The 25,858-nt window shown below is 67.9% G+C and carries 24 protein-coding genes; 13 read left to right on the forward strand and 11 right to left on the reverse strand.

From position 1 onward, the window contains the following. The first annotated feature begins 60 nt into the window (after positions 1-60). From ASD72_RS21250 to ASD72_RS13355, 3 genes are read left to right on the forward strand one after another with little or no spacing between them, the layout of a single operon-like run. Complete coding sequence (locus ASD72_RS21250) at positions 61-213, forward strand: hypothetical protein (protein WP_164490778.1); 153 nt, start codon at positions 61-63, stop codon at positions 211-213. Continuing rightward, positions 210-680 carry a YaiI/YqxD family protein gene (locus tag ASD72_RS13350; protein ID WP_056880439.1) on the forward strand — a complete coding sequence of 157 codons (471 nt, stop codon included), beginning with the start codon at positions 210-212 and terminating at the stop codon, positions 678-680. Before ASD72_RS21250 ends, ASD72_RS13350 begins: the two co-directional genes overlap by 4 nt. A gap of 7 nt (positions 681-687) precedes the next feature. Next, positions 688-1,008, forward strand: a complete 321-nt coding sequence (locus ASD72_RS13355; protein ID WP_056880440.1) for a DUF6122 family protein — start codon at positions 688-690, stop codon at positions 1,006-1,008. Positions 1,009-1,010: 2 nt separating this feature from the next. On the opposite strand, the gene ASD72_RS13360 is transcribed toward ASD72_RS13355, so the two are convergent. The 5 genes from ASD72_RS13360 to ASD72_RS13380 form a co-directional block, all read right to left on the reverse strand. Further along, positions 1,011-1,580: a hypothetical protein gene (locus tag ASD72_RS13360; RefSeq protein ID WP_155944645.1), complete on the reverse strand. Its 570-nt coding sequence runs from the start codon at positions 1,578-1,580 to the stop codon at positions 1,011-1,013. Between the two features lie 84 nt (positions 1,581-1,664). Next, complete coding sequence (locus ASD72_RS13365; RefSeq protein WP_056880442.1) at positions 1,665-2,105, reverse strand: DUF1801 domain-containing protein; 441 nt, start codon at positions 2,103-2,105, stop codon at positions 1,665-1,667. Position 2,106: 1 nt separating this feature from the next. Further along, a complete protein-coding gene (locus tag ASD72_RS13370; RefSeq protein WP_056880443.1) occupies positions 2,107-2,523 on the reverse strand; it encodes a DUF1801 domain-containing protein in 417 nt (138 codons plus the stop codon). Positions 2,524-2,627: 104 nt separating this feature from the next. Next, a complete protein-coding gene (locus ASD72_RS13375; protein ID WP_155944646.1) occupies positions 2,628-5,162 on the reverse strand; it encodes a prolyl oligopeptidase family serine peptidase in 2,535 nt (844 codons plus the stop codon). A gap of 105 nt (positions 5,163-5,267) precedes the next feature. Further along, positions 5,268-6,317, reverse strand: coding sequence for an LD-carboxypeptidase (locus tag ASD72_RS13380; RefSeq protein ID WP_056880445.1), 1,050 nt, complete (start codon positions 6,315-6,317; stop codon positions 5,268-5,270). A 141-nt stretch (positions 6,318-6,458) separates the two neighbouring features. On the opposite strand from ASD72_RS13380, the gene ASD72_RS13385 reads away from it, so the two are divergent. The 3 genes from ASD72_RS13385 (at position 6,459) to ASD72_RS13395 (ending at position 10,644) form a co-directional block, all read left to right on the forward strand. After that, positions 6,459-7,076 carry a dihydrofolate reductase family protein gene (locus tag ASD72_RS13385; RefSeq protein ID WP_056880446.1) on the forward strand — a complete coding sequence of 206 codons (618 nt, stop codon included), beginning with the start codon at positions 6,459-6,461 and terminating at the stop codon, positions 7,074-7,076. Between the two features lie 85 nt (positions 7,077-7,161). Further along, the gene (locus tag ASD72_RS13390; protein WP_056880447.1) at positions 7,162-7,641 is read left to right on the forward strand and encodes a VOC family protein; all 480 of its coding nucleotides are present in this window, start codon (positions 7,162-7,164) and stop codon (positions 7,639-7,641) included. 105 nt (positions 7,642-7,746) lie between these two features. Next, on the forward strand, positions 7,747-10,644 hold the full coding sequence (locus ASD72_RS13395; RefSeq protein WP_056880448.1) for a two-component regulator propeller domain-containing protein: 2,898 nt from the start codon (positions 7,747-7,749) through the stop codon (positions 10,642-10,644). Positions 10,645-10,717: 73 nt separating this feature from the next. Here ASD72_RS13395 and ASD72_RS13400 read toward each other — a convergent pair whose 3' ends face one another. The 3 genes from ASD72_RS13400 to ASD72_RS13410 all read right to left on the reverse strand — a co-directional run bounded on the left by ASD72_RS13400 (position 10,718) and on the right by ASD72_RS13410 (position 13,077). Then, positions 10,718-11,239 (reverse strand): hypothetical protein, encoded by a 522-nt coding sequence (locus ASD72_RS13400; RefSeq protein ID WP_056880449.1) that lies wholly within the window; start codon positions 11,237-11,239, stop codon positions 10,718-10,720. Position 11,240: 1 nt separating this feature from the next. Beyond that, on the reverse strand, positions 11,241-12,320 hold the full coding sequence (locus tag ASD72_RS13405) for a hypothetical protein (protein WP_056880450.1): 1,080 nt from the start codon (positions 12,318-12,320) through the stop codon (positions 11,241-11,243). A 226-nt stretch (positions 12,321-12,546) separates the two neighbouring features. Beyond that, a complete protein-coding gene (locus tag ASD72_RS13410; protein ID WP_155944647.1) occupies positions 12,547-13,077 on the reverse strand; it encodes a hypothetical protein in 531 nt (176 codons plus the stop codon). A 129-nt stretch (positions 13,078-13,206) separates the two neighbouring features. Between ASD72_RS13410 and ASD72_RS13415 the strand changes: the two genes are divergently transcribed. Genes ASD72_RS13415 through ASD72_RS13425 form a run of 3 tightly spaced genes read left to right on the forward strand, consistent with a single transcriptional unit; the run spans position 13,207 to position 15,961 of the window. Then, positions 13,207-14,367: an SPFH domain-containing protein gene (locus tag ASD72_RS13415; protein ID WP_056880452.1), complete on the forward strand. Its 1,161-nt coding sequence runs from the start codon at positions 13,207-13,209 to the stop codon at positions 14,365-14,367. Positions 14,368-14,381: 14 nt separating this feature from the next. Next, positions 14,382-15,704 carry a hypothetical protein gene (locus ASD72_RS13420; protein ID WP_056880453.1) on the forward strand — a complete coding sequence of 441 codons (1,323 nt, stop codon included), beginning with the start codon at positions 14,382-14,384 and terminating at the stop codon, positions 15,702-15,704. Then, positions 15,701-15,961, forward strand: coding sequence for a hypothetical protein (locus tag ASD72_RS13425; protein WP_056880454.1), 261 nt, complete (start codon positions 15,701-15,703; stop codon positions 15,959-15,961). Before ASD72_RS13420 ends, ASD72_RS13425 begins: the two co-directional genes overlap by 4 nt. Before the next feature lie 578 nt (positions 15,962-16,539). Here ASD72_RS13425 and ASD72_RS13430 read toward each other — a convergent pair. Both ASD72_RS13430 and ASD72_RS13435 read right to left on the reverse strand, forming a co-directional pair. Then, positions 16,540-18,840, reverse strand: coding sequence for a bifunctional diguanylate cyclase/phosphodiesterase (locus ASD72_RS13430; protein ID WP_056880455.1), 2,301 nt, complete (start codon positions 18,838-18,840; stop codon positions 16,540-16,542). A 1,906-nt stretch (positions 18,841-20,746) separates the two neighbouring features. Then, complete coding sequence (locus ASD72_RS13435) at positions 20,747-21,889, reverse strand: AraC family transcriptional regulator (RefSeq protein WP_056880456.1); 1,143 nt, start codon at positions 21,887-21,889, stop codon at positions 20,747-20,749. A gap of 119 nt (positions 21,890-22,008) precedes the next feature. Between ASD72_RS13435 and ASD72_RS13440 the strand changes: the two genes are divergently transcribed. Further along, complete coding sequence (locus ASD72_RS13440; protein WP_056880457.1) at positions 22,009-22,812, forward strand: DUF2306 domain-containing protein; 804 nt, start codon at positions 22,009-22,011, stop codon at positions 22,810-22,812. A gap of 107 nt (positions 22,813-22,919) precedes the next feature. Here ASD72_RS13440 and ASD72_RS13445 read toward each other — a convergent pair whose 3' ends face one another. Beyond that, positions 22,920-23,102, reverse strand: coding sequence for a DUF2892 domain-containing protein (locus ASD72_RS13445; RefSeq protein ID WP_056880458.1), 183 nt, complete (start codon positions 23,100-23,102; stop codon positions 22,920-22,922). A gap of 185 nt (positions 23,103-23,287) precedes the next feature. Between ASD72_RS13445 and ASD72_RS13450 the strand changes: the two genes are divergently transcribed. From ASD72_RS13450 to ASD72_RS13460, 3 genes are all read left to right on the forward strand, one after another. Continuing rightward, the gene (locus tag ASD72_RS13450) at positions 23,288-24,271 is read left to right on the forward strand and encodes a hypothetical protein (protein ID WP_056880459.1); all 984 of its coding nucleotides are present in this window, start codon (positions 23,288-23,290) and stop codon (positions 24,269-24,271) included. 661 nt (positions 24,272-24,932) lie between these two features. Continuing rightward, positions 24,933-25,229: an autorepressor SdpR family transcription factor gene (locus ASD72_RS13455; protein WP_056880460.1), complete on the forward strand. Its 297-nt coding sequence runs from the start codon at positions 24,933-24,935 to the stop codon at positions 25,227-25,229. After that, on the forward strand, positions 25,226-25,606 hold the full coding sequence (locus tag ASD72_RS13460; RefSeq protein WP_056880461.1) for a hypothetical protein: 381 nt from the start codon (positions 25,226-25,228) through the stop codon (positions 25,604-25,606). Before ASD72_RS13455 ends, ASD72_RS13460 begins: the two co-directional genes overlap by 4 nt. Positions 25,607-25,858: the final 252 nt, after the last annotated feature.

Below are 25,858 nucleotides of genomic sequence, written 5' to 3' on the forward strand. Positions count from 1 at the left end.
CGTGTGCGGGTATGGACCGCCTTCCGGCAGGTCCCCCTCCCTCACCTGGACGACATTCCCATGCCCGCACCCAACTATTCCTTCGAGAAACGACAGCGCGAGCTGGCCAAGAAGAAGAAGAAAGAAGAAAAGGACGCGAAGAAGCGCGCCGAGCGCGATGCGGCCCGGACCGATGCCGGTCCCGAGGACGCACCGGCCGACACCCCGGAATGAGCGAGGCAGCGGCACCGCCACCGCAGGTCTGGGTGGATGCCGACGCCTGCCCCGGCCCCGTCAAGGACATCCTCTTCCGCGCCGCCGAGCGCGCACAGGTGCAGGTGACCCTGATCGCCAACCAGTGGCTGCGCACACCGCCCTCGCGCTTCATCCGTTCGCTCCAGGTGCAAGGTGGCTACGACGTGGCCGACGATGCCATCGTCGAACGGGCGACGTCCGGCGACCTGGTCGTCACCCAGGACATCCCGCTGGCGGCGCGCGTGCTGGCCAACGGCGCACAGGCGATCAATCCGCGCGGCGACCGCTTCACGCCCGACAACATCGCCGAACGCCTGTCGATGCGGAACTTCATGGACGAACTGCGCGGATCCGGCGTACAGACCGGTGGCCCGGCCGCCTTCAACGCACGCGACCGCCAGGCCTTCGCCAACCAACTCGACCGTTGGCTCGCGACCCGGCGCTGACGCGGTGATGCCGGAGTTCGAGTTCCGCCCGATCTTCCACTTGCTGCTGCACGTCATCGTGCCGCTGGCGGTGGCGCGCCTGTTCTGGCCTGCGCAATGGAAGCGCGCTGCGCTGTGGATGCTCGCCGCCTGGGCGATCGACCTCGACCACCTGCTGGCCGACCCGATCTACGCGCCCGGCCGCTGCAGCATCGGCTTCCATCTGTTGCACACCTGGCCGGCCATCGCGGTGTATGCAGGCCTGACCGTGCCGAAGAAGACCCGCTGGTTCGGCATCGGCCTGCTGATCCACATCGTGCTGGACGGGATCGATTGCCTGCTGATGTAGCGTCAGTCCGCGCGCACGCCCGGATCCAGTACCTGGAAACGTGTCTGCAAGGGAATCTCGATCTTGCGCTGACGGTCCTTCACCACCACTTCGACGCGCCACTGGCCGGACAGGTCGTCCGGGTCGGCGATGTACCCGAGCGAGGTCTCGCACAGCCGTACGTTGGTGGGATCGCCCTGCAGGACACCGCTGAAGCAGGCGACATCCTGCACGTCGAGTTGCGCCTTGCCATCCGGCTGGACGACCCGCAGGTCCAGGACGGTATCCGCCCTGCCATCGACGGCGGCGGGATTGGCGAAGAAGATCAGGATGGCGAGGCGCTCATCGCGCGCCACGCGGTCCGCCTCGCGGAAATGCGGGATCACGTCCGGCGGCGTATCCCACTTGTCCTGCCAGTCCATGTCCGGCGTAACCAGCAACATCGCGCTGAAGCCGCCGATCTCCTTCCTCGATTCGGAGGACGGCCCCGGCGTACCGTCGGGCGCGCGCCAGGCCTGTGCGCCGGCCTGCCCGCCCACCACGATGCACGCCAGGAGCACTGCACCGGCAACCCATCGCTTCGATCCCTGCATGCGCGTCTCCTCCCCCGGAGCATCGACTGGCCTGTACTGGAACACGCTTCGCCGCGTGCCCTCAAGGGGCACCGCGCCGGAGGGTCACATCTTCTCGCCCGGCAACCGGCCGGCCTGCCCGATCCAGTCGACCAGTTGCGCCTCGTCCAAAGCGTCGTGCTCGCGCAGGTGGACGTAGCGGACCTCGGCCACCTTCGAGGCTTCCGAAGGCACCGGCTTCAGCGACTGGCCGCGGAAGAAGGTCACCTTGAGGTAGCGCTCGAAGCAATGGAACGAGAGGAACCATCCCTCCATACCGGGTGCGCCATAAAAGGGGGAATTCCACTTCACCGCCTTGCGCACGCCGGGTACGGTGCGCTCGACCAGCGCATCGAGCCGTCGGGCCACCGCCTGCTTCCAGCCGGGCACCGCCGCCAGATAGGCCTGTACCGGCGCATCGCCCTCGCCCTTCGGGATCTGCGGATTGCCGCCGGACAACAGCCGCGGCGCAGACGATGCCTTCGCAGCGACTTTCTTGGCCGCCATCTCAGGCCTTGGCCTTCTTCGTCCTGTTGAACGTCACCGCGCGCAGGAACAGCGCCTTGAACGCCGCCGACTGCAGCACATCGCGCTCGCGCACATCGATCGCACGGCGCGTGCCGCCGTCCAGGCTGGCATTGAAGAGATCGTCCGGATCGTCCAGCTTCGCGCCGTGGGCAAAGGTCAGCTTCACGTAGGCCTTGTAGACCTCGCCGGTGCAGACCAGCCCGTCGTGCGACCAGGTCGGCACGCCATGCGGATTGGTCGGCTTGACCCACTTCACGTCCTCCACCACGTCCGGATCCGCGTCGTGGATCAATGCGCGCACGCGCGCCAGCACGTCGCCACGCCAATCGCGCAGTTCGTCGATGCGCGCATCGATGCGGCGCGACGCGTCGCTGGTGTCCTGCGGGGCCTGGCTCATGCGGTGCTCCTTGCGGGTGGTGGTGGCGATCGAGGTTGCCCGGAAGGACGAAGGATCACCCCCCAGGTGTTCATGCGATGCGAATGCGTCCCTCGCCGCAAGGCTCAGGGCGCAGCGACCTTCGCTGCGGCAGGCGACGAGGGCCCGAGGTGCGCCTGCAGGAAGCCGGCGATGCCCGTCCACATCGTTTCAATGTTGTCGATCTTCTCCATGCCATGGCCCTCCTTCTCGAACACCAGCCCCACCGGGGGGCGGCCATCGATCTCCAGCATGCGCTGCAACCGCCGCGCATGCTCCAGGTCGACGCGCACGTCCTCGGTGCCGTGCACGATCATCACCGGCACCTTGAGCTCGCGGTACTGGTAGATGGGCGAGGACGCCTGCATCGCGGCAAGGTCGGTATGCGGATTGCCGATCAGTTTCTCCATGGTCGCGCGCGCCGACTTCACCCGGCCGCCATCGCTCGCAGTGAAGAACAGGATGCGGTCGCTGACGCCGGCGATGGTCACCGCGCAACGGAACCGCTGCGGCCATCGGATGGCCATGACCATCGACGAATAACCGCCGTAACTGGTGCCGACCGCGCACATCCGCGAGGCATCGACGGGATACTTCGCGGTCGCCACGGCGATGGCCGCATCGATATCGTCCTCGATCGCGGTCCCGAGACCGCGATGGCCTTTCTCGCGGAACGCCTTGCCGTAGCCGTCGGACCCGCGGAAGTTCACCCGCAACACCGCATAGCCGAGCGAAGCGAGGAACTGCACCTCCGGGTCGTAGTGCAGCTTGTCGCTGACGCCGATGGGGCCGCCATGCGGGAAAACGATCAGCGGACGCGGGCCCTGCGCACGCGGCAGGGTGATGAAGGCTTCCAGCGGCGTCCCGTCCGCGCCCTTGAAGGCGAACGCCGTGCTGGGGGACAACGCGGAGGAAGGCAGATCCGGCCTGGTTTCGTCGACCAGCACCGCCTCGCGCTTGACCACATCCAGGTGGTAGAGCTGCGCTGGCTGGTCGCCCGACTCCACCCACACGAGCAACTGGCGGCCATCGCGACTGCGATCGCCCACCCACACGGTCTTGCCGTGGAACGCGTCGGTCAGCAGGCGGGCCTGGGCATTGGCGGTCGCGTCGAAGTACTCGCTGACGAACAGTCCGCCCTGGTAGTAGGCCGCGCCGATCAGTTGGTGCGCATCGTCGAACAAGGCGGTGACCACGTCGATGCCCGGCTTGCTGAAGAGGGTGCGCGTGATGGTTTTCGTCACCGGATCGAAGGCGACAAGCTCCTTCTGCGCACGATCCTTCTCGGTGATGCCGTAGATCAGCGCACCGTCGGCGGACACGCCCTCGGGATCGAAACGGTCCTCTTCATCGCGCGCGATCTCCATCACTTCGCGGAAGTCGCCGTGGGCGCCATACATCAGCACGCGCTTCATCGGCGGCGCGCGTTCCTCTTCGCCGTCCTCGTCTTTCTTGCGCGGCGACGTGTCTTCCTTGAGCGCAAGGGCGAGGCGGAGCGTACCCTCGCCGTCCGTGAACCAACCGACATCGTTCTTGACGCCCAGGTTCACGCGGTCGCGCGCATCGAACCGGTAACGCTTCACCGCGGCGGCGCTGCCGACATCCATGCGGTGCACCAGCAGTTCGCCGCGCGAACCGATGCTGCCGAACAGGATGTCGTCCTCGTCGCCGGGGAGCGTATCGACCACGAACCCCTTGCGCGGCAGTGTGTACTGTTCGATGGCCCGCTTGCCCGCGACCGGATCGCCCATGCGCGCGACATGGATCTCCTCCATGCCCTCCTCGCTGACCGGCAGCAGCACGACCCGATCGTTGGCCCACACGATGCTGCCGAACGCCCTGTTGCTGGTCGCCAATCGGGTGGCGCTACCGGCGACCAGGTCCACCAGTTCCACGTCCCAGCGCTTGTCGGCCACCTTCACGTGCACGGCGGCCAGCGTGCCCGCCGGATTGATGCGCGCGCGCAGCACGCGGTCCTCCTTCCACAGCGCCCGCACCGCCAGCGGCAATGCGCCCGGCTTGGGCGGCGGCGCCAGGGCCAGGTCGCGGGCCGGCTCCGCACCGGCCTTTTCCACCACGCCGCGATAGAACGCGGGGAAGGGATCCGGATAGTGCCCGGTGTACGTCAGCGCGTAGGACGCATACACCTGCGGATGTTCCTTCTTCAGCCAATCGATCACGCCGAGGCTGCGGTTTGCGATATGGAACGTGCTGTCGTTGACGGTCTTGGCGCGGAACTGCAGGTCGCCGGCATAGTTGATCCGGCCGGGCTCGATGACGAACTCGAACTCGGGCTCGTTGCGCAGGTCGTAGTTCAGATAGCGCAGCGGCCTGAGCTGGGACCACTCGTAGCGCCCGGCCGGCAGCGCATACAGGTGCAGGCTGCGACCTTCGGGCAGGTCCTTCATGTCGCCGCCGCCGAACGTGGCGTTGTCCTTGCGCACCTTCACCCGCACCAGCGGCATGTTGCTGTCGATGCCGACCACCAGCAGGCCTTCGTCGGCCTTCAACGCCGGCACCGTGCCGGGCTTGATCGCGCGTGCGTACGCTGGCGCGCCTGCGACAACGGCCACCAGAACCAGCAGCGCGGCCATGCCGCGCTTCCACAGACGCCCTGCCATGCACTCCCCCTTCTTGCTGACCCGGCCTGCGGTCCCACCCGCAGGCCTCCCCTTTCCTTGTGCCGGCGGTCGGTGCCGCGCGGACCGGCCGAGCTTACCGGGTTCTCACCCCTGGAACACCGGCTCCAGCATCCGGAACGTGCCGGCGTCCGCATCCATCTCCACCCGGCCGCCGACCGGCACGATGAACTGCTGGCGGATGTGGCCGATCATCGCGCCGCGGTAGACCGGCACCTTCAACGGCTTGAAATAGTCGTCGAAGATCTCCGGCAACGTCAGCGAGCCGTAACCGTTGCCCGGATCGCAGTCGGTGCATTCGCCGAAGATCACGCCGGCCACCTGCTCCAGCGCGCCCATCAGGCGCAGCGTGCTGAGCATGCGGTCGATGCGGTAAGGCGCTTCGGAGACGTCTTCGAGGAACAGGATCTTGCCGCGGAAGTTCGGCAGGTAAGGCGAACCGGCCAGCGCCACCAGCACCGACAGGTTGCCGCCCACCAGGTCGCCCTGTGCCTTGCCGCCGGTGATGGTGACGGTGCGATTGCGGCGCTGGACAAGTTCATCGCCCTTGTCGGCGCTGTTGCGGTATTCCATCTGCTCGCGCTGGAAGAACACCCGGCGGAACTGGTCCGCGTTGAACGCATTCCAACTGCCGATGCCGATGGGGCCATGGAAACTCACCAGGCCGGCCTGCGACAGCAACGCGTTGTGCAGCGCCGTGATGTCGGAGTACCCCAGCAGGATCTTCGGATTGCGGCGGATCGCCGCGTAATCGAGCAGCGGCAACAGCCGCGCCGCACCGGAACCGCCACGCGCGCAGACGATCGCCTTGACCTCGCGGTCGGCGAACATCGCGTTGAGGTCGCCGGCACGCTCGGCATCGGTGCCGGCCAGGTGGCCACGGCGCGCGGCCAGGTGCGGCGCCACCTTGACCTTCAGGCCCAGCGCTTCCATCGCCTCCTGCGCCAGTTGCAGGTCGAGCGGCTCATCGGTCGCGGCGGACGGGCTGACCAGGCCGACGGTAGCGCCGGGATTCAAGCCAGGCGGCAGCAAGCGCTTGCGCGGCACCGCGGCGAAGGCGTTCGATCCTGCCGCCAGCGGCAGCATCAGGGTCGTGGCGGCCAACGCCGCCGTTCCGAGGAAATTCCGCCTGTGCATGTCACCGCCTGTCGAAGGGAGCCGGCCCCAGCTTAACAAGCCGGGTGCGGCTTACCGAACGATCGCGCGCCGTGTCGATTCCGCCGCCGCCCGTTCGTCGCTGGGGAAAGGCGGACACACCGCTCCGTGAGGAACACGAACATGCGCAAGCTCATCGCCGCCGTCATGGTCAGCCTGGACGGCGTCATCCAGGGGCCCGGCGGCCCCGGGGAAGACCGCAGCGGCGGATTCACGCTCGGCGGCTGGGTCTGGCCCTACGCCGGCGACGGCGAAGCGATGGATGGCCTGTTCACGCGGCCGTTCGCGCTGGTGCTCGGGCGCCGTACATATGACATTTTCGCCGGCTACTGGCCGAAGGTGCCGAGCGATGCGCCGCACGGCGCCATCGCCGACGCGTTCAACGCCGCGCCCAAGCACGTCGCCACCCATCATCCCGACACGCTGGGCTGGCGGCACAGCCACGGCCTGGGCACGGACGTGGTCGGCGCATTGCGTGCACTCAAGCGCGAAGACGGCCCCGATCTGGTGACCCAGGGCAGCAGCGCGCTGCTGCATCAGTTGCTCGCCAGCGACGTCGTCGACGAACTGCGGCTGCTGGTCTATCCGGTGTTGCTGGGCCGCGGCAAGCGCCTGTTCGACAACGATGCGCAGCCCACCGCATTCCGCCTGACGCATTCAGGCATCACCTCGACCGGCGTGATCGTCAGCCACTACGAACGCGATGGCGACGTCCGCACCGGCTCGTTCAGCGACGGCTGACCTCCCCTCCCGGCAGCTTCACCCTGCCTTCCCGCGCGGACGGGATGCTTTGTCCCCCGCGCCTCTTCCGACCCTGGAGCTTCCCATGATCCCCAAGAACACGATCTGCCTCTGGTACGACACCGACGCGCTGGGTGCGGCCACGTTCTACGCGACGATTTTTCCCGACAGCGCCGTGGGCGCCGTGCATCGCGCACCCGCGGACTTCCCGTCCGGCAAGGAAGGCGACGTGCTCACGGTGGAGTTCACCGTGCTCGGCATTCCCTGCGTGGGCCTCAACGGCGGCAAGGCGTTCAAGCAGACCGAGGCGTTCTCGTTCCAGATCGCCACCGACGACCAGGAGGAAACCGATCGATTGTGGAATGCCATCGTCGGCAACGGCGGTGCGGAGAGCGCGTGCGGCTGGTGCAAGGACAAGTGGGGCCTGAACTGGCAGATCACCCCGCGGGTGCTGACCGACGCCTTCACCAGCCCGGACAAGGGCGTCGCCAAGCGCGCATTCGAGGCGATGATGGAGATGCGCAAGATCGACATCGCGAAGATCGAGGCCGCAGTCCGGGGCTGAACCGGCCCGGTGTGGGAGTCCAGCCCTCAATTCGCCGCCATCGGTGCCGCTATCAACTGGTAGCATGAAGCCACACCGGTGGGGGACCGATGCCTAGAATTCTGCATGTTTCCTGACGTACGGCGCGCCTGCGCCCTGCTGGCCGCTGTGCTGTGTGCGTTGGTCCTGCTCCCCGCCCATGCGCTGGAGCCGCGGCGGGCGATCGGTCAATTCACCCACGCCTGGTACGAAAACGAGCTACCGCAAGGCACCGTACTGTCCATCGCCCAGCAGGCCGATGGTGCGATCTGGCTGGCGACGTACGGCGGCCTGGCACGCCATAGCGGCGACGGCTTCGAAACGATCGACCCGCGCGTCGCACCGGCGCTGAAGAGCTCGGCGATCACGGCGGTCAGCGCCGACCGCCGCGGCGGCATGTGGGTCGGTACGCTCAACGGCGGGCTGTATCACCGGCAGGGCCGCACCCTGGACCCGGTGCCCCTGCCCGGTGGCATCGAAAGCGTGTTCGGCATCGTCAGCGACACGGCGGGCGGCCTGTGGCTGACCACCAATGCGGGCGTGGTGCGGATGGCGGACGGAAGGCCCCGCCTGCTGGGCGATGCCGACGGCTTTCCGCCGCGCGGCTTCTACCGGGCCATCGTCGCCGACCGCGCCGGTGGCATCTGGATCGCCGCCGACGGCGTGGGCGTCGTCCACTGGCAGGACGGTCGGGCGCGGGTCTACGACGAGCGCGACGGCCTGCCCAGCAATGCGGTGTACAGCCTGGCCATCGATGCGACGGGCACGGCATGGGTCGGTACCCAGGCCGGCCCGGCGTTCTTCCGCGACGGCCGTTTCCAGCGCGACCCGCGTGCGGCCGCGCTCGACGGGCGGCGCATCTACACGCTGTACGGCGACCGCGACGGCAGCGTCTGGTTCGCGCCGCTGGATGTCGGCCTGTGCCGGCTGGCCGCCGGCCACTTCAGCTGCGACAACACCCTGGCCGGCCTGCAGGGCGAAACCGTCCGGTCGATGTTCGAGGACCGCGAAGGCAACCTGTGGATCGGCACCACGTCCAGCGGCCTGCACCGGCTGAGCCCGTCCAAGCTGGTCACGGTGACCGGGCAGATGGTTTCCAACGCCGTGCGTGCGGTACACCAGGCACCCGGCGGCGCGTTGTGGATCGGCACCGACGGCGCCGGCCTGTCCCGCTACGACGGCGCGGTGCTGCAACCGGCCGCGGACTACAACCGGCAGCTGCCCAGCCAACTGGTGCGCGCCATCCTCTCCGACGAGCATCGCCAGCTGTGGGTGGCCGGCACCGAAGGCGTCACCCGCTTCGATGCCGGTGGCCGGGCCCGCACCTTCGGCCTGGCGGAAGGCCTGCCCGGCACGATCGTGTTCGCCTTCGCGCCAGCGCGCCAGGGCGGCATGTGGACCGGCACGCTGCAGGGCGTGGCGCGGATCGAGGGCGCCCGGGTCGAGGTGGTGGAAGGCACCCGCGGCGACGACACGCGTGCCCTGTACGAAGACCCCGATGGCCGTCTGTGGATCGGCCTGCGCAGCGGCCTGCGCTGCCTGTACCGCGGCGTGGTGGATACCTGCGGCACTGACGGTCTGTCCGGCACCAGCGTATTCGCCTTCCACCCGGCCGCCGACGGCAGCCTGTGGCTGGGCACCAGCGTGGGCATCGTGCGTATCCGCGACGGCAAGGTCACCCGTTATCTCCAGCGCGCCGGCTTCCACGGCGATGCGGTGTTCGCGTTGCTCGACGACGGTCGCGGCAATCTGTGGTTCAGCTCGAATCGCGGTATCGGCCGCTTGGCCAAGGCCGGCTTCGCTGCGCTGGACCGCGGCACGGTGCAGCAACTCGCGCCCCACTGGTACGGCACCAGCGACGGCATGCTCAACGCGCAGGGTAACGGCGCGTCGCAGACACCGGCGGCCCGCAGCGACGATGGCCGGCTCTGGTTCGGTACCGCCAAGGGCGTGGTCATCGTCGACCCCGCCCGCATGCAGGGCAATCCGCAGCCGCCGCCGGTCTCCATCGAGCGCCTGCGCGTGGACGGCGTGGACGTGGATCCGCAGCGCACCGGACGACTCGGCCCGGGCGTGGAGCGATTGGAACTGCACTTCGCGGCGATGAGCTACGTGGCCCCCTCGGCCGTGCGTTACCGCTACAAGCTGGAAGGCTTCGACCGCAGTTGGAGCGAGGCCGGCGCCGGCCGCGCCGCGTACTACACCAACCTGCCGCCCGGCGATTACGTGTTCCGGGTGATGGCCAGCAACAACGACGGCGTGTGGAACAAGGAAGGCGCGCAGCTGCGCTTCACGCTCCTGCCGCGGTGGCACCAGACCTGGTGGCTGCGCACGCTGGCGGCGCTGGTGGCGCTGGGACTGCTGGCCGCGCTGGTGCGCCTGCGCCTGCGTGCCGCGCGGGCGCGCGAACGCGCCCTGACCCACGAAGTCGCCCAGCGCACCGACGCCCTGCGCGAAGCCAATGCCCGCCTGCAGCACCTGGCCGCCAGCGATGCACTCACCGGCATCGCCAACCGGCGCGAATTCACCCGTTGCCTGAAGCTCGCGTGGGACGACCATGCCGGCCGTGATGCGCCGCTGGCGGTCCTGCTCGTCGATGTGGACGAGTTCAAGGCCTACAACGACAGCTACGGCCACCTGGGCGGCGATACCGCCCTGGCCACGATCGCCACTCGCCTGGCCGACAGCCTGCGCAGCAGCGAGGACCTGGCGGCGCGCTACGGTGGCGAAGAGTTCGCCGTCCTGCTGCCGGACTGCGACACGGACGCCGCCCTCGCCCTCGCCTGCCGACTGGTGGCGGACGTGCAGCACCTCGCGCTGCCGCATCGTGCCTCGAGCGTCACGGACATCGTCACCGTCAGCGTCGGCGCGGCCAGCCTGCGCCCGGCGCACGGCGGCACGCCCGACGCCCTGCTGCACGCGGCCGATGCAGCGCTGTACCGGGCCAAGGGCGAAGGCCGGAACCGGGCGTTGCCGGCCGAGTGAGGACCACCGAAACGAAACGCCCGGGCATGCTCCTGCATGTCCGGGCGTTCGTCGCGCGCGTTGGCCGGTGGCCTCAGCTTTTCCGGCAGCCTGCGTCCAGGCGCACCACCAACTGCGTCATCGCATCGTCGAGCGCGCGCGCATAGCCTTCGTAGGCTTCGTCCTCGGTGCCGTTCCAGTTGATCGACGCCTTCTGCGAGCGCAGCGTGAACGCCAGCTGCGAGCCCACGGTCGTGCTCAGCACGACGACCGGGACCTTGGTGCCGAGGTTCTGCGTCATGTACATGTGCAGCACGCGCACGTCGACCGCTTCGCCTTCGCCCTGCGGGGCGATGCCGACCGCCGTCATCCGCTCCCGCACGATGCGGGCCGCGTCATCGACCAGGAACAGGTGCTTGCCGAGACCGCCGGCGCGGCCGGTCGAAGGGCGGGCATCCACCACCTCGCCCTGCCGGTACGCGCACGCCACCTTGCGGTCCACCTTGCCGGCCAGCCGCGACGCATCCATCTGCACGCGGTTCACCTTCATCACGCAACCGCCCAGCATCGCGGCCGTCAGTGCCACCGCCAGCGCGCCCCACGCGGCACGCGCCATGTCAGCCACCGACCGGTGCGCTGGCGGGTGCGGCGTCGGCCGGCGTGGTCGCCGGCGCGGCGTCCGGCGCCGCCTGCGGTGCGGGTTCGGCCGTCGGCGTGGGCGCCGTGGCGTCCGCGGCACCGGTGGCGACCGCCTCGGCGGGCGTTTCGCCCGCCACGTTCTCTGCCGCCACCATCGTCGGCGCGGCCGCCGGAGCGAACGCCGCCGGCAGCGGTGCACCGGCCAGCAACGGTTCCAGGCCCAGCAGCGTCTGCATGTGGCCACGACCGATGCGCAGCCACGACCAACCCTCGCCCTGGCGCACCGGCACGCCGGAATAGCGCATGCCCGACAGGTTGACGGCCTCCGCCTTGACCTTGGCGTTCCACGCCGCGCGGCTCTCGGCGGTGAAGTCGTTCACCAGCATGTCGACCGCCTGCTGGATGCCGCGGTCCACCACCGCCGCCAGGCCCGGCGCACCGAGCGCCACCCAGTCCTGGATCGGTTCCGGACTACGCGCGCCGGACATCGGGAACTGGTAGCTGTAGTCGCGCGTGAGGCGCGGCACCACCTTGATCTTGCCGTTCGACTTGACGCTGCGCTCCACGAACTGCGCATGCACCAGCACGGTCAGCTGGGTGAACTGGTTGTCCACCGTATAGCTCGGCGTCAGGACCAGCGCCACCGGCGGCAGTTGCGCCTTCTGCTGCGCATCGTGGGCCTCCCACGCAGAGGGCATCACCGTCACCTGCGGGTTCGGCGAGATGCCGTCGGACACCAGCTTGGCGCGCAGCGCTTCCTGCATTTTCTGGTTGAAGGGATACCCCACCAGCAGGTCGCGCAGCGGCACCACGGCTTCTTCCGCCTTTTTCACCTGCGAGTTCTGCACCGCGCTGCCGATCAGCGCACCGATCAGACCGAACTGCATGCCCATGTTCTGTGCCGTCGCCGGCACCGCCACCCCGATCTCCTGCTGCGCTTCGATGATCTCGACCGGCAGTTGCTCGCCCAGCGGCGTCGGCAACTCGATCGGCTTGGCCGCGAAGCACAGACCCGGCAACGACAGCGCCCACAGCAGTACGCACACGCGCTTGAACATGATTCCCTTCCCCTGGTGATGTGGATGACGGACGCGGCAGGCGTACGGCAGCACGCACGCCACAGGGCGCGCACCTACCGCATCGTCTGTTCGTCGAAAAACCCCCTGGCGCCGGCCACCGGACATCCGGTCCCCACCGGCACGACAGGCAGCACCCCCGCGCTGCCTGCGCACGATACGCGAACCGGCGCCCACCGCACCATGCGCTGCAGCAGATGCGCGGCGCTCAGAGTCCCAGGTGGTCGTGCAGGGCGCGCCGCACCCGCCCGGCGTAGTCCTGCGATCCATAGCGGCCGGCGTCGAACACGCCGCCTGCGCCGGCGGCCTCCGCGAGGCCCGAGAACGTCGGCCGGGGCACGATGACGACCTGCCAAGGCGCGTCGTCGTGGTCGGCGTCCTCGCTTTTGCGCACCTCGATGGCGGCCACGTTCGTCGTGGTCAGGCGCGTGGTCGTCTGCCGGCCCCAGGCGCGACGCTGGACGAGGACGGTGCGCGGCGGATAGGTCCAGTGGTCGCCCCAGCCGGACAGCCCGGCGCGGATGAACTGCAGGCCGACATACGCCGCGCCGCCGACGATGATCGCGAAGAACGGCGTGGCGAAATTCAACGGCCACAGGCCGCGGCCCAGTTCCCACAGTGGCATGACGACGGCGAACGCGCCTGCGCCCACGCACATCACCCGGATCGGCCACGGGAACTCGCGCCTGACCAGCGGCAGGTCGTCGTCCGGAAGCGCAGCGATGTCATCGGTGGACATGCGCGGCATGGTAGCCAGAAAACGCCTGCACGGGCATGACCTCTGCGACATGTCGGCGTCATGCGGACCGGTATACTCGAAGCGGCATGGCGGGTGCCCCTTCCCGCCTCTGAATCACGGAGCGATGTCATGGGTCTTGTACAGGCGGTGGTGGGTGCGGTCGGCGGCGTGCTGGGCGACCAGTGGAAGGACTTCTACACGGTGCCGGCAGGCTTGCCGGCGACGGCGGCGCTGTTCGCCGCGGTCCCGCAGGGCACCAACGCCGGACGCGGCTCCAACACCAGTGGTTCGAGCAACATCATCACCAACGGCTCGAAGATCGTCGTGCCCGAGGGCTACGGCCTGCTGCTGATGCAGGACGGCGCGATCACCGCGTTCGTCGCCGAGCCGGGCGGTTATGAGTGGCGTTCGGACGACATCAACTCCAAGTCGATCTTCGCCGGCGACGGCATCGTCTCGACCTTCATCACCCAGAGCTGGGAGCGCTTCAAGTTCGGCGGCCAGCCGGGCTCGCAGCAGGCGGCGTTCTTCGTCTCGCTGAAGGAGCTGCCGGAAAACCGCTTCGGCACCCAGTCGGAGATCTACTGGGACGACGGCTTCCTCAACACCCAGGTCGGCGCGATCACCCGCGGCTCGTACACGCTGAAGATCGTCGACCCGATCCTGTTCGTGAAGAACTTCGTGCCGGCCACCTACCTGCAGCCGGGCAAGGTGTTCGACTTCACCGACCTGGACAACGCGGCCGCCGGCCAGCTGTTCAACGAAGTCGTCGGCTCGCTGGCCCCGGCGTTCAGCCTGTACACGAACGATCCGTCCAAGGGCAACCGCATCACCAAGATCCAGCAGGATTCGCTGGGCTTCGCGCAGAGCCTGTCGGCGGCGGTGGAACAGGGTTACCAGTGGAAGTCCGACCGTGGCCTGGCCATCGTCAAGACCGCCATCGTCTCCATCGAGTACGACGCCAACACCCGCGAACTGCTGAAGACCGTGCAGCGCGCCGACGCGCTGTCCGGCTCGCGCGGCAATTCCAACCTGCAGGCCAGCGTGGCGCAGGGCATCCAGTCCGCGGGCGAGACCGGCGGTGCCGCCGGCCTGGTCGGCGTGGGCATGGCCTCGGGCATGGTCGGTGGCCTCGGCGCGCTCCAGCAGCCGGCTACCCCGGCCGCACCCGCCGCGCCTGCCGCCGAAGATCCGGTCGCCAAGCTGCAGAAGGCCAAGCAGATGCTCGACCTCGGCCTGATCACCCAGGCCGACTACGACGCGCTGAAGGCGAAGGCACTGGGTCTGTAATCCGCTCACCGCCCATGTCCAACCCGAACCGTCCGGCGCCCCCGCCGCTGCCGCCGGCCCCACCCGTGGGGCCCGGCTCGCCGCAGGACGTGCCGCCGCTGCCCGGCACGTTCCCGGTCGATCCCGCCACCCTGCCCGACGCCATCCGCGACGAGCTGCAGGCGCCCGACCCGGTCGCCATCGATACCGCGTCGGCCGAACTGCGCGACGGGCAGAACCGCTGCCCGAAATGCGGCGCCACCGACATCCGCCACAAGCCCGGCACCGACCTGCTGGTCTGCCTGTACTGCCGCAACGAGTGGGATGGTGCGCGCGTCGAGGAAGCCTTCGGTTTCGGCACCGGCCATGCCGACCTGCGCGGCACCGTCATCGCCTCCGGCGCGAAGGACATCGATGCCGACGCCGCGCTGCTGATGACGTTCAAGTGCACCGGCTGCGGCGCGGAAGTCACCGTCAACACCGAAAACGCGATGACGGCGCGCTGCCACTGGTGCCGCCACGTGTTCGGCGTGAACGAGCAGATCGCCAACGGCGCGGTGCCCGATGCGGTGCTGCCCTTCCATATCAGGAAGGACGATGCCGTCGCGCGCATCCGCCAGTTCGTCGACAAGCGTCGGCTGTTCGCGCTGAAGGAATTCAAGGAACAGTTCACGCCCGAGAACGTCGTCGGCGTGTACCTGCCCTACATGATCGTGGACGGCAACGCGAGCGCGGAGGTATCGGGCAAGGGCGAGATCCTGATCCGCCGCTACACGCGCGGCACCGAGAAGAACAAGAAGACCTACTACGACGCCGACCTCTACCAGGTCGAGCGACAGGTGGACTTCACCGTGGACGACCTGCCGCTGGAATCCTCGCGCGAGCGCGGCAACCTCGACACCAACGTCAATACGCAGAACATCATCAACTCCATCCTGCCGTTCGACACCAAGAACGCGGTGAAGTGGAATGCTTCGTACCTGTCCGGCTTCACCTCCGAGAAGCGCGATACCGACGTGGAGCAGTTGCGGCCACGGCTGGAAGACCAGTTGCTGTCGATCGCGCGGTCCCAGGTCGAGGATTCGGTGAACCGCTACGACCGCGGCGTGCGCTGGGAACGCGAGCGCCTGGACGTGCACGGCACGCGCTGGGTATCGATGTACCTGCCGGTATGGCTGTACTCGTACCACCAGCCGGGGCGCAACGGCGGCATGCTGCATTACATCGCGGTCAACGGGCGCACCGGCGAGACGATGGGCAGCGTGCCGGTGCAGCACTGGAAGCTGCTGCTGGCGGCGCTGACGGTGGGTACGTTCCTTGAGGGCGTCGCCCTCGCGATCATCTGGGCGGGCGCATGAGCGACGACAACGGACTATGGCTGCTGGCGCTGGGCCCCGCGGGCGCCAGCGCGCTGTACTGGGCGCTGTACCGGTACTACCGCAACACCGACAAGTCGCACGCCTTCGAGCGCGAGACCGACGTGGTCGCCCAACCCGTCACCGGCTCGGACCGCAAGATCGACGAGATCCGCGGCACCCAGCGCAGCGGCATCGACGGCGACAACGTCAGCGCCTATCGCCAGCGCGTCGAGCGCGTGCGCGGCGACAGCAGTTAGCGGATTGGCGCTCCTGTAGGCTGGGTTGGCTCCATCAAACCCAGCATCGCGCGATCCGGCACATCGCGAAGTCAGCGCTACACCCACGCATCTTCCCTCATCGCGCGGTACGCTCGTTCCAGGAAGAGCGCTGGGTTTGGCAACCCAGCCTACGAGGGCGCATCCCCGCCGCGGATGTTCCAATGCCCGGCACGTCGTGCGATGGCCGACATGAAACACCGTAGGCTGGGTTGGCTTCATCAAACCCAGCATCGCGCGATCCATCAGGTCGCGAAGTCAACGCTACACCCCCGCGTCTTTCTCCACCGCGCGGCGCGCTCGTTCGAGGAAGATCGCTGGGTTTGGCAACCCAGCCTACGAGGGTGCATCCCGGCTGCGGGCGTTCCAATGCCCGGCACGTCGTACGATGGCCGACATGAAACACCGTAGGCTGGGTTGGCTTCATCAAACCCAGCATCACGCGATCCGACACATCGCGAAGTCAACGCGACACCTGCACGTCTTCCCTCATCGCGCGGCGCGCTCGTTCGAGGAAGAGCGCTGGGTTTGGCAACCCAGTCTACGAAGGCGCATCCCGGCTACGAAAGTTGCAGCGCGGGGCGGCGCTCGATCTCGGCGATCACGTCCGGCAGCGCGCCCGCGCCCACGGGCGGCGAGAACCAGTAGCCCTGCGCGGCGAAGCAGTTCATCCGCCGCAGGGCCGCCGCCGTGTCGGCATCTTCCACGCCCTCCGCCACCACCTGCATGCCCAGCTTGCGCGCCAGGCGGATCGTCGAACCCACGATGGCCGCGCTGGCGTCGTGCCGCACCAGCTTGCCGATGAAACTCTTGTCGAGCTTCAACTCCTCCACCGGCATCTCCTGCAGGTAGGCCAGCGAACTGTGGCCGGTGCCGTAGTCGTCGATCGCCAGGTGCACGCCCGATGCCGACAGCGCCCGCAGGGTGTCCAGGCTCGTGCGCGGGTCCGACATCGCCGCGGACTCGGTGATCTCCAGCGCCAGCTTCCGCGGCGAGACCCTGGCGCGTGCCAGCGCGCGTCCCACGTCGGCCAGCAGTCCGGCATCCAGCAGGCTGCACATCGACAGGTTCACCGCGACCGTCAGCCCCAGGCCGGTGCGCTGCCACGCGGCGCATTGGTCGAGCGCAATCTCCAGCACGTGCCGCGTCACCTCCGACATCAGGTCGGAGCGTTCGATCAACGGAATGAACGCGCCCGGCGCCACCCGCCCGTCCACCGGATGCTGCCAGCGCAACAGCGCCTCCACCCCGATCACGCGCATGTCGCGCAGCCTGACCTTGGGCTGGTACTGCAGGTGCAACTGCCCCCGCGGGATCGCATCGCGCAGTTCGCCGAGCAGCAGCAGCGTGCGTGGATCGTCGCGCCGCAGCGCGGCGGTGAAACGCACCACCTTGCCAGGCTGCTCACGCGCACCCTGCATCGCGAGGGTCGCCTGCTGTACCAACTCCCACGGGTCGTGGCCGTCCTGCGGACCCATCGAGAAGCCCATGCTGGCCGACAGCCTGAGCGAGCCGCTCTCGATCCAGAACGGCTCACGCAACGCATCCTGCAGCCGGCGCGCGCCCGCCAGCACCGGCGCTTCGTCGGCGATCGACGACATCACCACGCAGAAGGCGTCGGCGCCGAGATGGGCGATGGCATCGCGCGCTGGCAGCAGCTCCCGCCAGCGCGTCGCGAGTTCGCACAGCACCGCATCGCCGGCGTGGTGCCCATAGGCCTCGTTGACGGCACCGAAGCGGTCGACATCGATCACCAGCACGCCCACCTGCAGGCGGGCATCCAGTGCCTGTGCGATGACATCCGCGATCCGCCGCTGGTTGGGCAGGCCGGTCAGTGGATCGGTATCGGCCACCAGCGCGAGCGCATCGCGCTGGCGCTCGATGCTGCCTCGCAGCCCACGCATGCGCCACCACAGGAGCAGCGCCGCCACGCTCGTGATGAGCATGGCGGCCAGGGTCGCGGTCACCGCATCGGGGCGCGCCGGTGCCATCAGGCTCACCGGCGTGGCGAGCAATGCCAGCGCGACCAGCGACAGACGGCCCGCCGTGCCATGCACGCGCGCGGCGTCGCGGATCGCGAGCAGGCGATGCCGCGATGGATGCAGCGCCGCCGCGCCCCAACAGACGTAAGTGAACAACCACATCAGCAACAACGGCTGCTCCGGCGCCTCCACCCCGAAACTCATGGCGTGGTAAAGCCCGTCGCCCGCAGTCCAGAACACCAGCCCCAGGACCAGCAGCCCCAGGACCAGCAGCGTGAGCGAGGGCGAGCGCGTCTCCGGTGCGCTGGCGAGCCACGCGGCCAGCGCCAGCAGCACGAGGTCCGCCGCCGGGTAGAGCATGCGCAGGCGCTCCGGCGACGGCATCGCCGGCGCCTGGTCCAGGGTGGGCTGGACGAACACCCACCACCCCACCAGGCCCGCGCACAGCAGGATCACCGCACCGTCCAGCGCGCCCCGCCACGGGATGGCGCCCGCGTTCCTGTCGCGGATGAAGCCGAGCAGCGCCCAGGCGAACATCCCGGTGGCGAGCGTGTAGCACATGTCCGCGGCGGTCAGTCCCGTGGCCGACGTGCCTATCTCATCGTTGTGCGCCTGCATGAACGCGCCCGCGACGAACAATGCGTGCGCCAGGGCCAGCCCCCACCACGGGCCCCAGCGACGTCCATGCACTTGCGCGGCGCCGATGACCAGACCGGCCGTGCCGCACCACATCAACAAGCGGCCATACCAGGGGAAGCCCAGCGACCCCACGGCGATGGCGAACACCACGAGGATCCACCAGAGCTGCCCCAGCATTCCCGACGCGAGCGGAAACCAGGCGGTTCGCCGTTCCTGCATCCAGCGGACGAAGCCTTGCATGATCAACACGCAGACGGGCTCTGCGCGCCTTGAAGCGCAGCCACCAGCGTCGCGACCGAGTGATGCGGGGCCATACCTCAATCCCTGGAACAATCATTTCCCGCACAAAATCTAGCATGTGCATCCTCACAAACGCGGCCATCTCAAGTCACGTTTGCATGCGTTAAATGTGATACGAAAAACCGACAGACAACGCGTGATGCGCGCACCGAAGGCTGGTTTTCTCCATCGAGCCCAGCATCGCGCGATCCCTAAGATCGCGAGGTCAATCGACACCCAGACGCCTTCCGCCTCGGCACGCGTCGCTCTTGATCGACGGAAAGCGCTGGGTTTGGCAACCCAGCCTACGGAAGCGCATCTCGTCTTACGAAGGCGCATCCCGTCTACGGAAGTTCCAGTTAACGGGGCGCCCGATGCGGTAGGCGACATGCAGCACCGTAGGCTGGGTTGGCTCCATCAAACCCAGCATCGCGCGATCCTTAAGATCACGAGGTCAATCGACACTCACGCGCCTTCCGCCTCGGCACGCGTCGCGCTCGATCGACGGAAAGCGCTGGGTTTGGCTACCCAGCCTACGGAAGCGCATCTCGTCTTACAAAGGCGCATCCCGGCTACGGACGTTCCAATGCCCGGCACGTCGTGCGATGGCCGACATGAAACACCGTAGGCTGGGTTGGCTCCATCAAACCCAGCATCGCGCGATCCTGACGATCACGAGGTCAATCGACACCCATGCACCTTCTGCCTCAGGAAACGTCGCGCTCGATCGACGGAAAGCGCTGGGTTTGGCAACCCAGCCTACGGAAGCGCATCTCGTCTTACGAAGGCGCATCCCGGCTGCGGATGTTCCAATGCCCGGCACGTCGTGCGATGGCCGACATGAAACACCGTAGGCTGGGTTGGCTCCATCAAACCCAGCATCGCGCGACCCTGACGATCACGAGGTCAATCGACACCCACGCGCCTTCCGCCTCAGCACGCGTCTCGCTCGATCGACGGAAAGCGCTGGGTTTGGCAACCCAGTCTACGGAAGCGCATCTCGTCTTACGAAGGCGCATCCCGGCTACGGACGTTCCAATGCACGCCACGTCGTGCGATGGCCGACATGAAACACCGTAGGCTGGGTTGGCCCCATCAAACCCAGCATCGCGCGATCCCGACGATCACGAGGTCAATCGACACCCAAACACCTTCCGCCTCGGCNGAAACACCGTAGGCTGGGTTGGCCCCATCAAACCCAGCATCGCGCGATCCCGACGATCACGAGGTCAATCGACACCCAAACACCTTCCGCCTCGGCACGCGTCGCGCTCGATCGACGGAAAGCGCTGGGTTTGGCAACCCAGCCTACGGAAGCGCATCTCGTCTTACGAAGGCGCATCCCGGCTACGGACGTTCCAATGCCCGGCACGTCGTGCGATGGCCGACATGAAACACCGTAGGCTGGGTTGGCCCCATCAAACCCAGCATCGCGCGATCCCGACGATCACGAGGTCAATCGACACCCAAACACCTTCCGCCTCGGCACGCGTCGCGCTCGATCGACGGAAAGCGCTGGGTTTGGCAACCCAGCCTACGGAAGCGCATCTCGTCTTACGAAGGCGCATCCCGGCTACGGACNGCGCTCGATCGACGGAAAGCGCTGGGTTTGGCAACCCAGTCTACGGAAGCGCATCTCGTCTTACGAAGGCGCATCCCGGCTACGGACGTTCCAATGCACGCCACGTCGTGCGATGGCCGACATGAAACACCGTAGGCTGGGTTGGCCCCATCAAACCCAGCATCGCGCGATCCCGACGATCACGAGGTCAATCGACACCCAAACACCTTCCGCCTCGGCGCGCGTCGCGCTCGATCGACGGAAAACGCTGGGTTTGGCAACCCAGCCTACGGAAGCGCTTTCCGGTTACGAGAGTTCCAAGGCGCGGGGCGTCGTGCGGTGCATCGCGCGATACGCCGTCGGTGTGCAGCCCATCGCGGACTTGAACGCGCGATTGAACGGGCCCAGCGAGGCGAAGCCGGCATCGCCGCTGATGTCGAGGATGGTCGCATCGTCGTCCACGTCCATCAGCCGCGCGCAGGCATGGGCGATGCGGTGGCGGTTGATCATCTGATTGAAGTTCTTCTCGCCCAACCCCTGGGTGAGCAGGCGACTGAGCCGGTGTTCGGCGGTGCCGAGGCGATGGGCGAGATCGGCGACCTTCAGCTCCGGCTCGCGGTACACCTGCAACGTGTCGAGCTGGCGCCGCAATGCACGCGCCAGCCGCGCGTCCTCATCGCTGAGCGGACCGGGCGCCGCGCGCGTCTCCGGTACCGCGTCCACCGTGGCTACCGGCACACGGCGGCGATGCCACAGCGCGGCATGGGTGAACAGGATCATTGCCATCGCGCACACCGGGATCACCCCGCCACGCACCGAGGCGAGCCACGGCCAGGTGCCGGCCAGGGCGCCCATCAGCGTGGTGGTCAGCACGCAGGCGGCGAACAGAAGCAGGAATGCGACGCGCAGCCGACGCTCGGGTTGCGGTAGCGACGCGAAGCCGCCGCGCAGCGCTTCCAGGAAGGTCAGCACCAGCAAGGTGGAACTGGCCAGCGTCAGCAGGCTGTCCAGGCCCGAGGCCCACGGCGACACCGCGCCGTGCGTGCCGAGCGTCGCACCGCGGTAGGCGGCGATCAGCAGGGCCACGCCGGCCGCGACCAGCACATGCACCCGGCCCACGCCGCCCTCGCCGCGGAACATCGCCCGCGACACCAGCCAGAATCCGTTGCAGGTCGCGCTGCCGCCGATGGCGACCGCCCACCGCATCCAGGTCGGCGCGCCGTCCATCCACGGCGACATCAACGAGAGCGCCATCGAGCCGCTGACCACCGCGAAGATCACATCGATATCGCGCTTCGGTCGCTGCCACAGCAGCGCCAGCAACGACACCACCGCCACTGCGACGGCCACTCCGGTTGCGCCTGCCTGCCAGCCTTGCATGGTGTCGTCCTCGCGGGTCCCGGCACAGGGTGCGGCACCCGCACCGCCCAGCCAAGCGCCATCGGTCATGGCCGCGCGGTCGCATGCCGAATCGCCACGCGCGATCCGGCTGGCCGAATTCCGAATCGGCGAGACGCCCCCGGCGGGCGCTGCGCATCGTGCGGGCTGTCCCCACCGGAGCCTCCGCCATGCCCACCCCGCGTTCCCTGCCCGCCCCGCCCCGCGTTCTCTCTTCCGGCGCCACCGCTTGGTTCATCGCCGCCACGTTCGGGCAATGGGCGTTCGTGGCGTTCATCGTGCTGTTCTTCGGCGGGCCGGTGCTGGGCGGCGATCTGTCGCCCCTCAATGCCAAGCCGCACGTCACCGGCTATGTGCCCGGCGATGTCGTCGGCAACCTGCAGTTCGTCGGCCATGCGCTGCTGGCCGGGCTGGTGACCTTTGCCGGCGCGTGGCAGTTGATCCCCGCGCTGCGTCGGCGCTGGCCCGCGCTGCACCGCTGGAACGGCCGCGTCTTCCTGTCGGTCGCGCTGGTGGTCACGCTTACCGGCTTCTATCTGGTGTGGGTGCGCGGCTCGCAGCTGGGGCCGGCCAGCAACCTGTCGATCTCGTTGAACGGGTTATTGATCGTGATCTTCGCGCTGCTGGCCTGGCGCAGTGCGCGAAGGAAAGACATCGCCACGCACCGCCGCCATGCCCTGCGCGCGTACCTGCTGGTCAACGGGGTGTGGTTCCTGCGCATCGGCATCATGCTGACCGGGCTGGTGTTGGCGCCGCTGGGGATCAAGATCGACTACACCGGCGCGCCCTTCATCCTGGTCAGCTTCGGCAGCTGGCTGGTGCCGCTGGCGGTGCTGGCGCTGTACTTCCACGCGGAGCGATCACCGCGCACGGGCGTGAAGGTGGTGATGGGCACCGCGCTATGGCTGCTGGCGCTGCTCACGGCGGCCGGCAGCGCGGCGGCGATCGCCTTCATGTGGTGGCCGGTCTTGTAGGCCGCGACCTCGCTCCTCCGTAGGCTGGGTTGCCAAACCCAGCGCTCGGGATCACACCGCGCTCTGCTTGGTTTGCAAACCAGCCTACGTGGCGGACGTGTCGCGCTTCACCGCTTGCAGGTGTTGACACCCAGCAGGCGGTACAGCGGGCAGAAATTGAACAACCCCGTCGCCAGCGGCACCACGCCGATCCACGCCCACACCGGTCCGCCGACGATCGCCCAGCCGATCAGCAGCGCGCCGACCACCACACGGACGCCTTTGTCGAAGCCACCTACGTTCGCTTTCATGACGATGCCCTCCGGAAGGTATCGCCAGCCTGAGCGGCCCGCTGCGGCGGCGCATTGATCGGGATCAACGGCGCGCCGCTGTTACGACGAAGTGAACATCGCGCGCGCACGACGTACGGTTGGCCGTCGCTTCATCACCGGGGCGTTGGACGGAATGCACGGCATGTCGCCGAAGGAGTCGCATCATGGCCGACCGTCCCCGTTTTCCCGGCGGTACTTTTGGCAATCGCTTCGGCGATCCCGCCATCGATGGCGAAGTACTGCCGCCGCCGATCGATCCGGAACGCTTCCGGCATATCCAGTTGCTCAACGAAGCGGTGCTGGTGAACTTCGCCGCGTCGCCCAATCCGCGCACGCCGTGGGGGTGGTCGACGCTGGCCTGGGACGTGACGATGCCGACCACCTTCCTGCCCGGTGTGCACGTGGAGGCGGTGTTGTTCGGCGAAGGCGAGCAGATCGTGCCGGCGCAGGGCACGCGGCCTGCGCGGCCGTACAACGAGACCACCTACACGCTGTCGCTGCGCACGCCGCTGGCCGTGCGGATGATGGGCCAGGTGACGCTGGGTATCGATTTCGGCGCGTGCTTCGAACTGCCCCAGCGCAGCGACGTGATCCGCGACCTGATCCGCGAGGAAGTGCGCCGTGCCTTCCCGTCCTCGGGCCAGGTGACGTTGCGCGGCAGCGAGATCGGCGTGGATTTCGGCATCAACAGTTTCGTCGTCGACATCCCGCTGACGGCGGATGTGCCGAACTGGTTCGACGCCGACATCGACATGACGCTGGGCTTCGAGGTGTTCCCGGTGGATGGGCGGGTGGCGGCACGTTACGGGTTCGCACGGACGAGTGTGTCGTTCGGCACCGCGTCGGCCATCCTGTCCGGTGGCTGTTCGTCGGCGGTGGCGAAGGCGCTGGAAGCGGCGTGCGACGGGTTCTTCGATGGCTTCATCGGCCCGGCCATCGCGCGGCAGTTGCGCGACCAGGTGCAGGCGGGCATGAACACGGCGCTCGCCGAATTCAACCAGGGCCGTTCACCGCCGTACAAGGTGCACGACTTCTCGCTGACCGAATTCAACCTGCTGGTACGCGTGTGCCCGGTCAGCGCGCCACCACCGCCGCCGGACCCGAATCGTCCGGGGCGCGATGGCGGTCTTGAACCGCTGCATAGCTGAGCCCACATCAGCGCACGACCCGCGCCGTTGAATCCCACGGCGCCGGTGGCGCTCCGTAGGCTGGGTTGCCAAAGCCAGCGCTTGGGATAGGTCCGCGCTCTGCTGGGTTTACAACCCAGCCTACGGCCATACACGGAACCGTTGCAGGCCACCCGCAGGCCCCGCTCCTCGTAGGCTGGGTTGCCAAACCCAGCGCTCAAGACAGGTCCGCGCTCAGCTGGGTTTGCAACCCAGCCTACGGCCGTACACGGAACCGTTGCAGGCCATCCGCGGCCCCGCGCCTCGTAGGCTGGGTTGCCAAACCCAGCGCTCGGGCCTGGTCTGCGCTCTGCTGGGTTTACAACCCAGCCTACGGCTGTACACGGGACCGTTGCAGGCGATCCGCGGCCCCGCTCCTCGTAGGCTGGGTTGCCAAACCCAGCGCTTGGGACAGGTCCGCGCTCTGCTGGGTTTACAACCCAGCCTACGGCTGTACACGGGACCGTTGCAGGCGATCCGCGACCCCGCTCCTCGTAGGCTGGGTTGCCAAACCCAGCGCTCGGGACAGGTCCGCGCTCTGCTGGGTTTGCAACCCAGCCTACGGCTGCACGCGAGCGTGATCATTGGGTCTCGCCGACCGGCGGCGCTTGACACATTTAGATAGTTAGCTAACTATCGCATCATGAGCCAGGTCTTCCGCGCCCTTTCCGATCCCACCCGCCGGCAGGTGCTGCAGTTGCTGCGCCAGGGCCCGATGAGTGCGGGTGAGTTGAGCGATCAGTTCGATGTGTCGAAGCCGACGATGTCGGCGCATTTCGCGGTGTTGAAGGAGGCCGACCTGGTGCATGCGGAAAAGGTCGGCAAGTCGGTGATCTATCACTTGAAGCTGTCGGTGCTGGAAGACGCGCTGCTCGGCTTCGTCCATTCGTTCGGCACGGGCAAGGCCGCGCCGAAGGCCAAGAAGGAGTCGTCGCGATGAACAGAGAAGTGGTTACCAGCCTGGCGTGGGGCATCGGCATCGTGGTGCTGGCGCTGTGCGCGACGTTCGCCCGCAAGCAGGGCGTGATCGATAGCGAGATGGTCGACCGCATCGTGATGGGGGCGATCGGGTTGATGGTGGCGTGGTTCGGCAACCAGATGCCGAAGCGGTTCGTGCCCAGTGCACGGGCGCGGCAGGCGCAGCGCGTGGCCGGTTGGTCGATGGCGCTCAGCGGCCTGGTCTATGCGGGGTTCTGGATCGCGGCGCCGAAGGACGTGGCGGTGATCGGCGGCTCGCTGGCGGTGTTGCTGGGTATCGGAGTGACGGTGGCGTATTGCTTGTCGCTACGGAACAGGGCGCGGATGTCGGGGGTGTGAGCAGGACCGCTATCGAGGCTTTTTGCCTCATAGGTCAGGCTTAGCGTGAGTAGAACCACCCTCTTCCGCCGATGCGTGCACCTTTTGGGTGAAACGTTGGATGTTTTCCGGTATCGCGACACCGTTAGTGAGAGAAGAGATACCGTAAGTGTTAGAAGATGGGGCTTTGGAGGGTCTGGCGAGGGCGTTTGTGTGAGGAGAAGATGGACCAAGGCCCACCCTACGTGATTCGCGCGCTCACCGACCCCAGAC

Source organism: Pseudoxanthomonas sp. Root630 (assembly GCF_001427585.1).
Classification (GTDB): domain Bacteria; phylum Pseudomonadota; class Gammaproteobacteria; order Xanthomonadales; family Xanthomonadaceae; genus Pseudoxanthomonas_A.

Bases quoted from the DNA above. Each gene is read 5' to 3' on its own strand.
- ASD72_RS13385 (WP_056880446.1), top strand. From the start codon at position 6,459: ATGCGCAAGCTCATCGCCGCCGTCATGGTCAGCCTGGACGGCGTCATC.
- ASD72_RS13395 (WP_056880448.1), top strand. From the start codon at position 7,747: ATGTTTCCTGACGTACGGCGCGCCTGCGCCCTGCTGGCCGCTGTGCTG.
- ASD72_RS13390 (WP_056880447.1), top strand. From the start codon at position 7,162: ATGATCCCCAAGAACACGATCTGCCTCTGGTACGACACCGACGCGCTG.
- ASD72_RS13430 (WP_056880455.1), bottom strand. From the start codon at position 18,840: ATGCAAGGCTTCGTCCGCTGGATGCAGGAACGGCGAACCGCCTGGTTT.
- ASD72_RS13370 (WP_056880443.1), bottom strand. From the start codon at position 2,523: ATGAGCCAGGCCCCGCAGGACACCAGCGACGCGTCGCGCCGCATCGAT.
- ASD72_RS21250 (WP_164490778.1), top strand. From the start codon at position 61: ATGCCCGCACCCAACTATTCCTTCGAGAAACGACAGCGCGAGCTGGCC.
- ASD72_RS13420 (WP_056880453.1), top strand. From the start codon at position 14,382: ATGTCCAACCCGAACCGTCCGGCGCCCCCGCCGCTGCCGCCGGCCCCA.
- ASD72_RS13375 (WP_155944646.1), bottom strand. From the start codon at position 5,162: ATGGCAGGGCGTCTGTGGAAGCGCGGCATGGCCGCGCTGCTGGTTCTG.
- ASD72_RS13410 (WP_155944647.1), bottom strand. From the start codon at position 13,077: ATGTCCACCGATGACATCGCTGCGCTTCCGGACGACGACCTGCCGCTG.
- ASD72_RS13450 (WP_056880459.1), top strand. From the start codon at position 23,288: ATGGCCGACCGTCCCCGTTTTCCCGGCGGTACTTTTGGCAATCGCTTC.
- ASD72_RS13440 (WP_056880457.1), top strand. From the start codon at position 22,009: ATGCCCACCCCGCGTTCCCTGCCCGCCCCGCCCCGCGTTCTCTCTTCC.
- ASD72_RS13350 (WP_056880439.1), top strand. From the start codon at position 210: ATGAGCGAGGCAGCGGCACCGCCACCGCAGGTCTGGGTGGATGCCGAC.
- ASD72_RS13425 (WP_056880454.1), top strand. From the start codon at position 15,701: ATGAGCGACGACAACGGACTATGGCTGCTGGCGCTGGGCCCCGCGGGC.
- ASD72_RS13400 (WP_056880449.1), bottom strand. From the start codon at position 11,239: ATGGCGCGTGCCGCGTGGGGCGCGCTGGCGGTGGCACTGACGGCCGCG.
- ASD72_RS13460 (WP_056880461.1), top strand. From the start codon at position 25,226: ATGAACAGAGAAGTGGTTACCAGCCTGGCGTGGGGCATCGGCATCGTG.
- ASD72_RS13415 (WP_056880452.1), top strand. From the start codon at position 13,207: ATGGGTCTTGTACAGGCGGTGGTGGGTGCGGTCGGCGGCGTGCTGGGC.
- ASD72_RS13445 (WP_056880458.1), bottom strand. From the start codon at position 23,102: ATGAAAGCGAACGTAGGTGGCTTCGACAAAGGCGTCCGTGTGGTGGTC.
- ASD72_RS13435 (WP_056880456.1), bottom strand. From the start codon at position 21,889: ATGACCGATGGCGCTTGGCTGGGCGGTGCGGGTGCCGCACCCTGTGCC.
- ASD72_RS13360 (WP_155944645.1), bottom strand. From the start codon at position 1,580: ATGCAGGGATCGAAGCGATGGGTTGCCGGTGCAGTGCTCCTGGCGTGC.
- ASD72_RS13455 (WP_056880460.1), top strand. From the start codon at position 24,933: ATGAGCCAGGTCTTCCGCGCCCTTTCCGATCCCACCCGCCGGCAGGTG.
- ASD72_RS13365 (WP_056880442.1), bottom strand. From the start codon at position 2,105: ATGGCGGCCAAGAAAGTCGCTGCGAAGGCATCGTCTGCGCCGCGGCTG.
- ASD72_RS13380 (WP_056880445.1), bottom strand. From the start codon at position 6,317: ATGCACAGGCGGAATTTCCTCGGAACGGCGGCGTTGGCCGCCACGACC.
- ASD72_RS13405 (WP_056880450.1), bottom strand. From the start codon at position 12,320: ATGTTCAAGCGCGTGTGCGTACTGCTGTGGGCGCTGTCGTTGCCGGGT.
- ASD72_RS13355 (WP_056880440.1), top strand. From the start codon at position 688: ATGCCGGAGTTCGAGTTCCGCCCGATCTTCCACTTGCTGCTGCACGTC.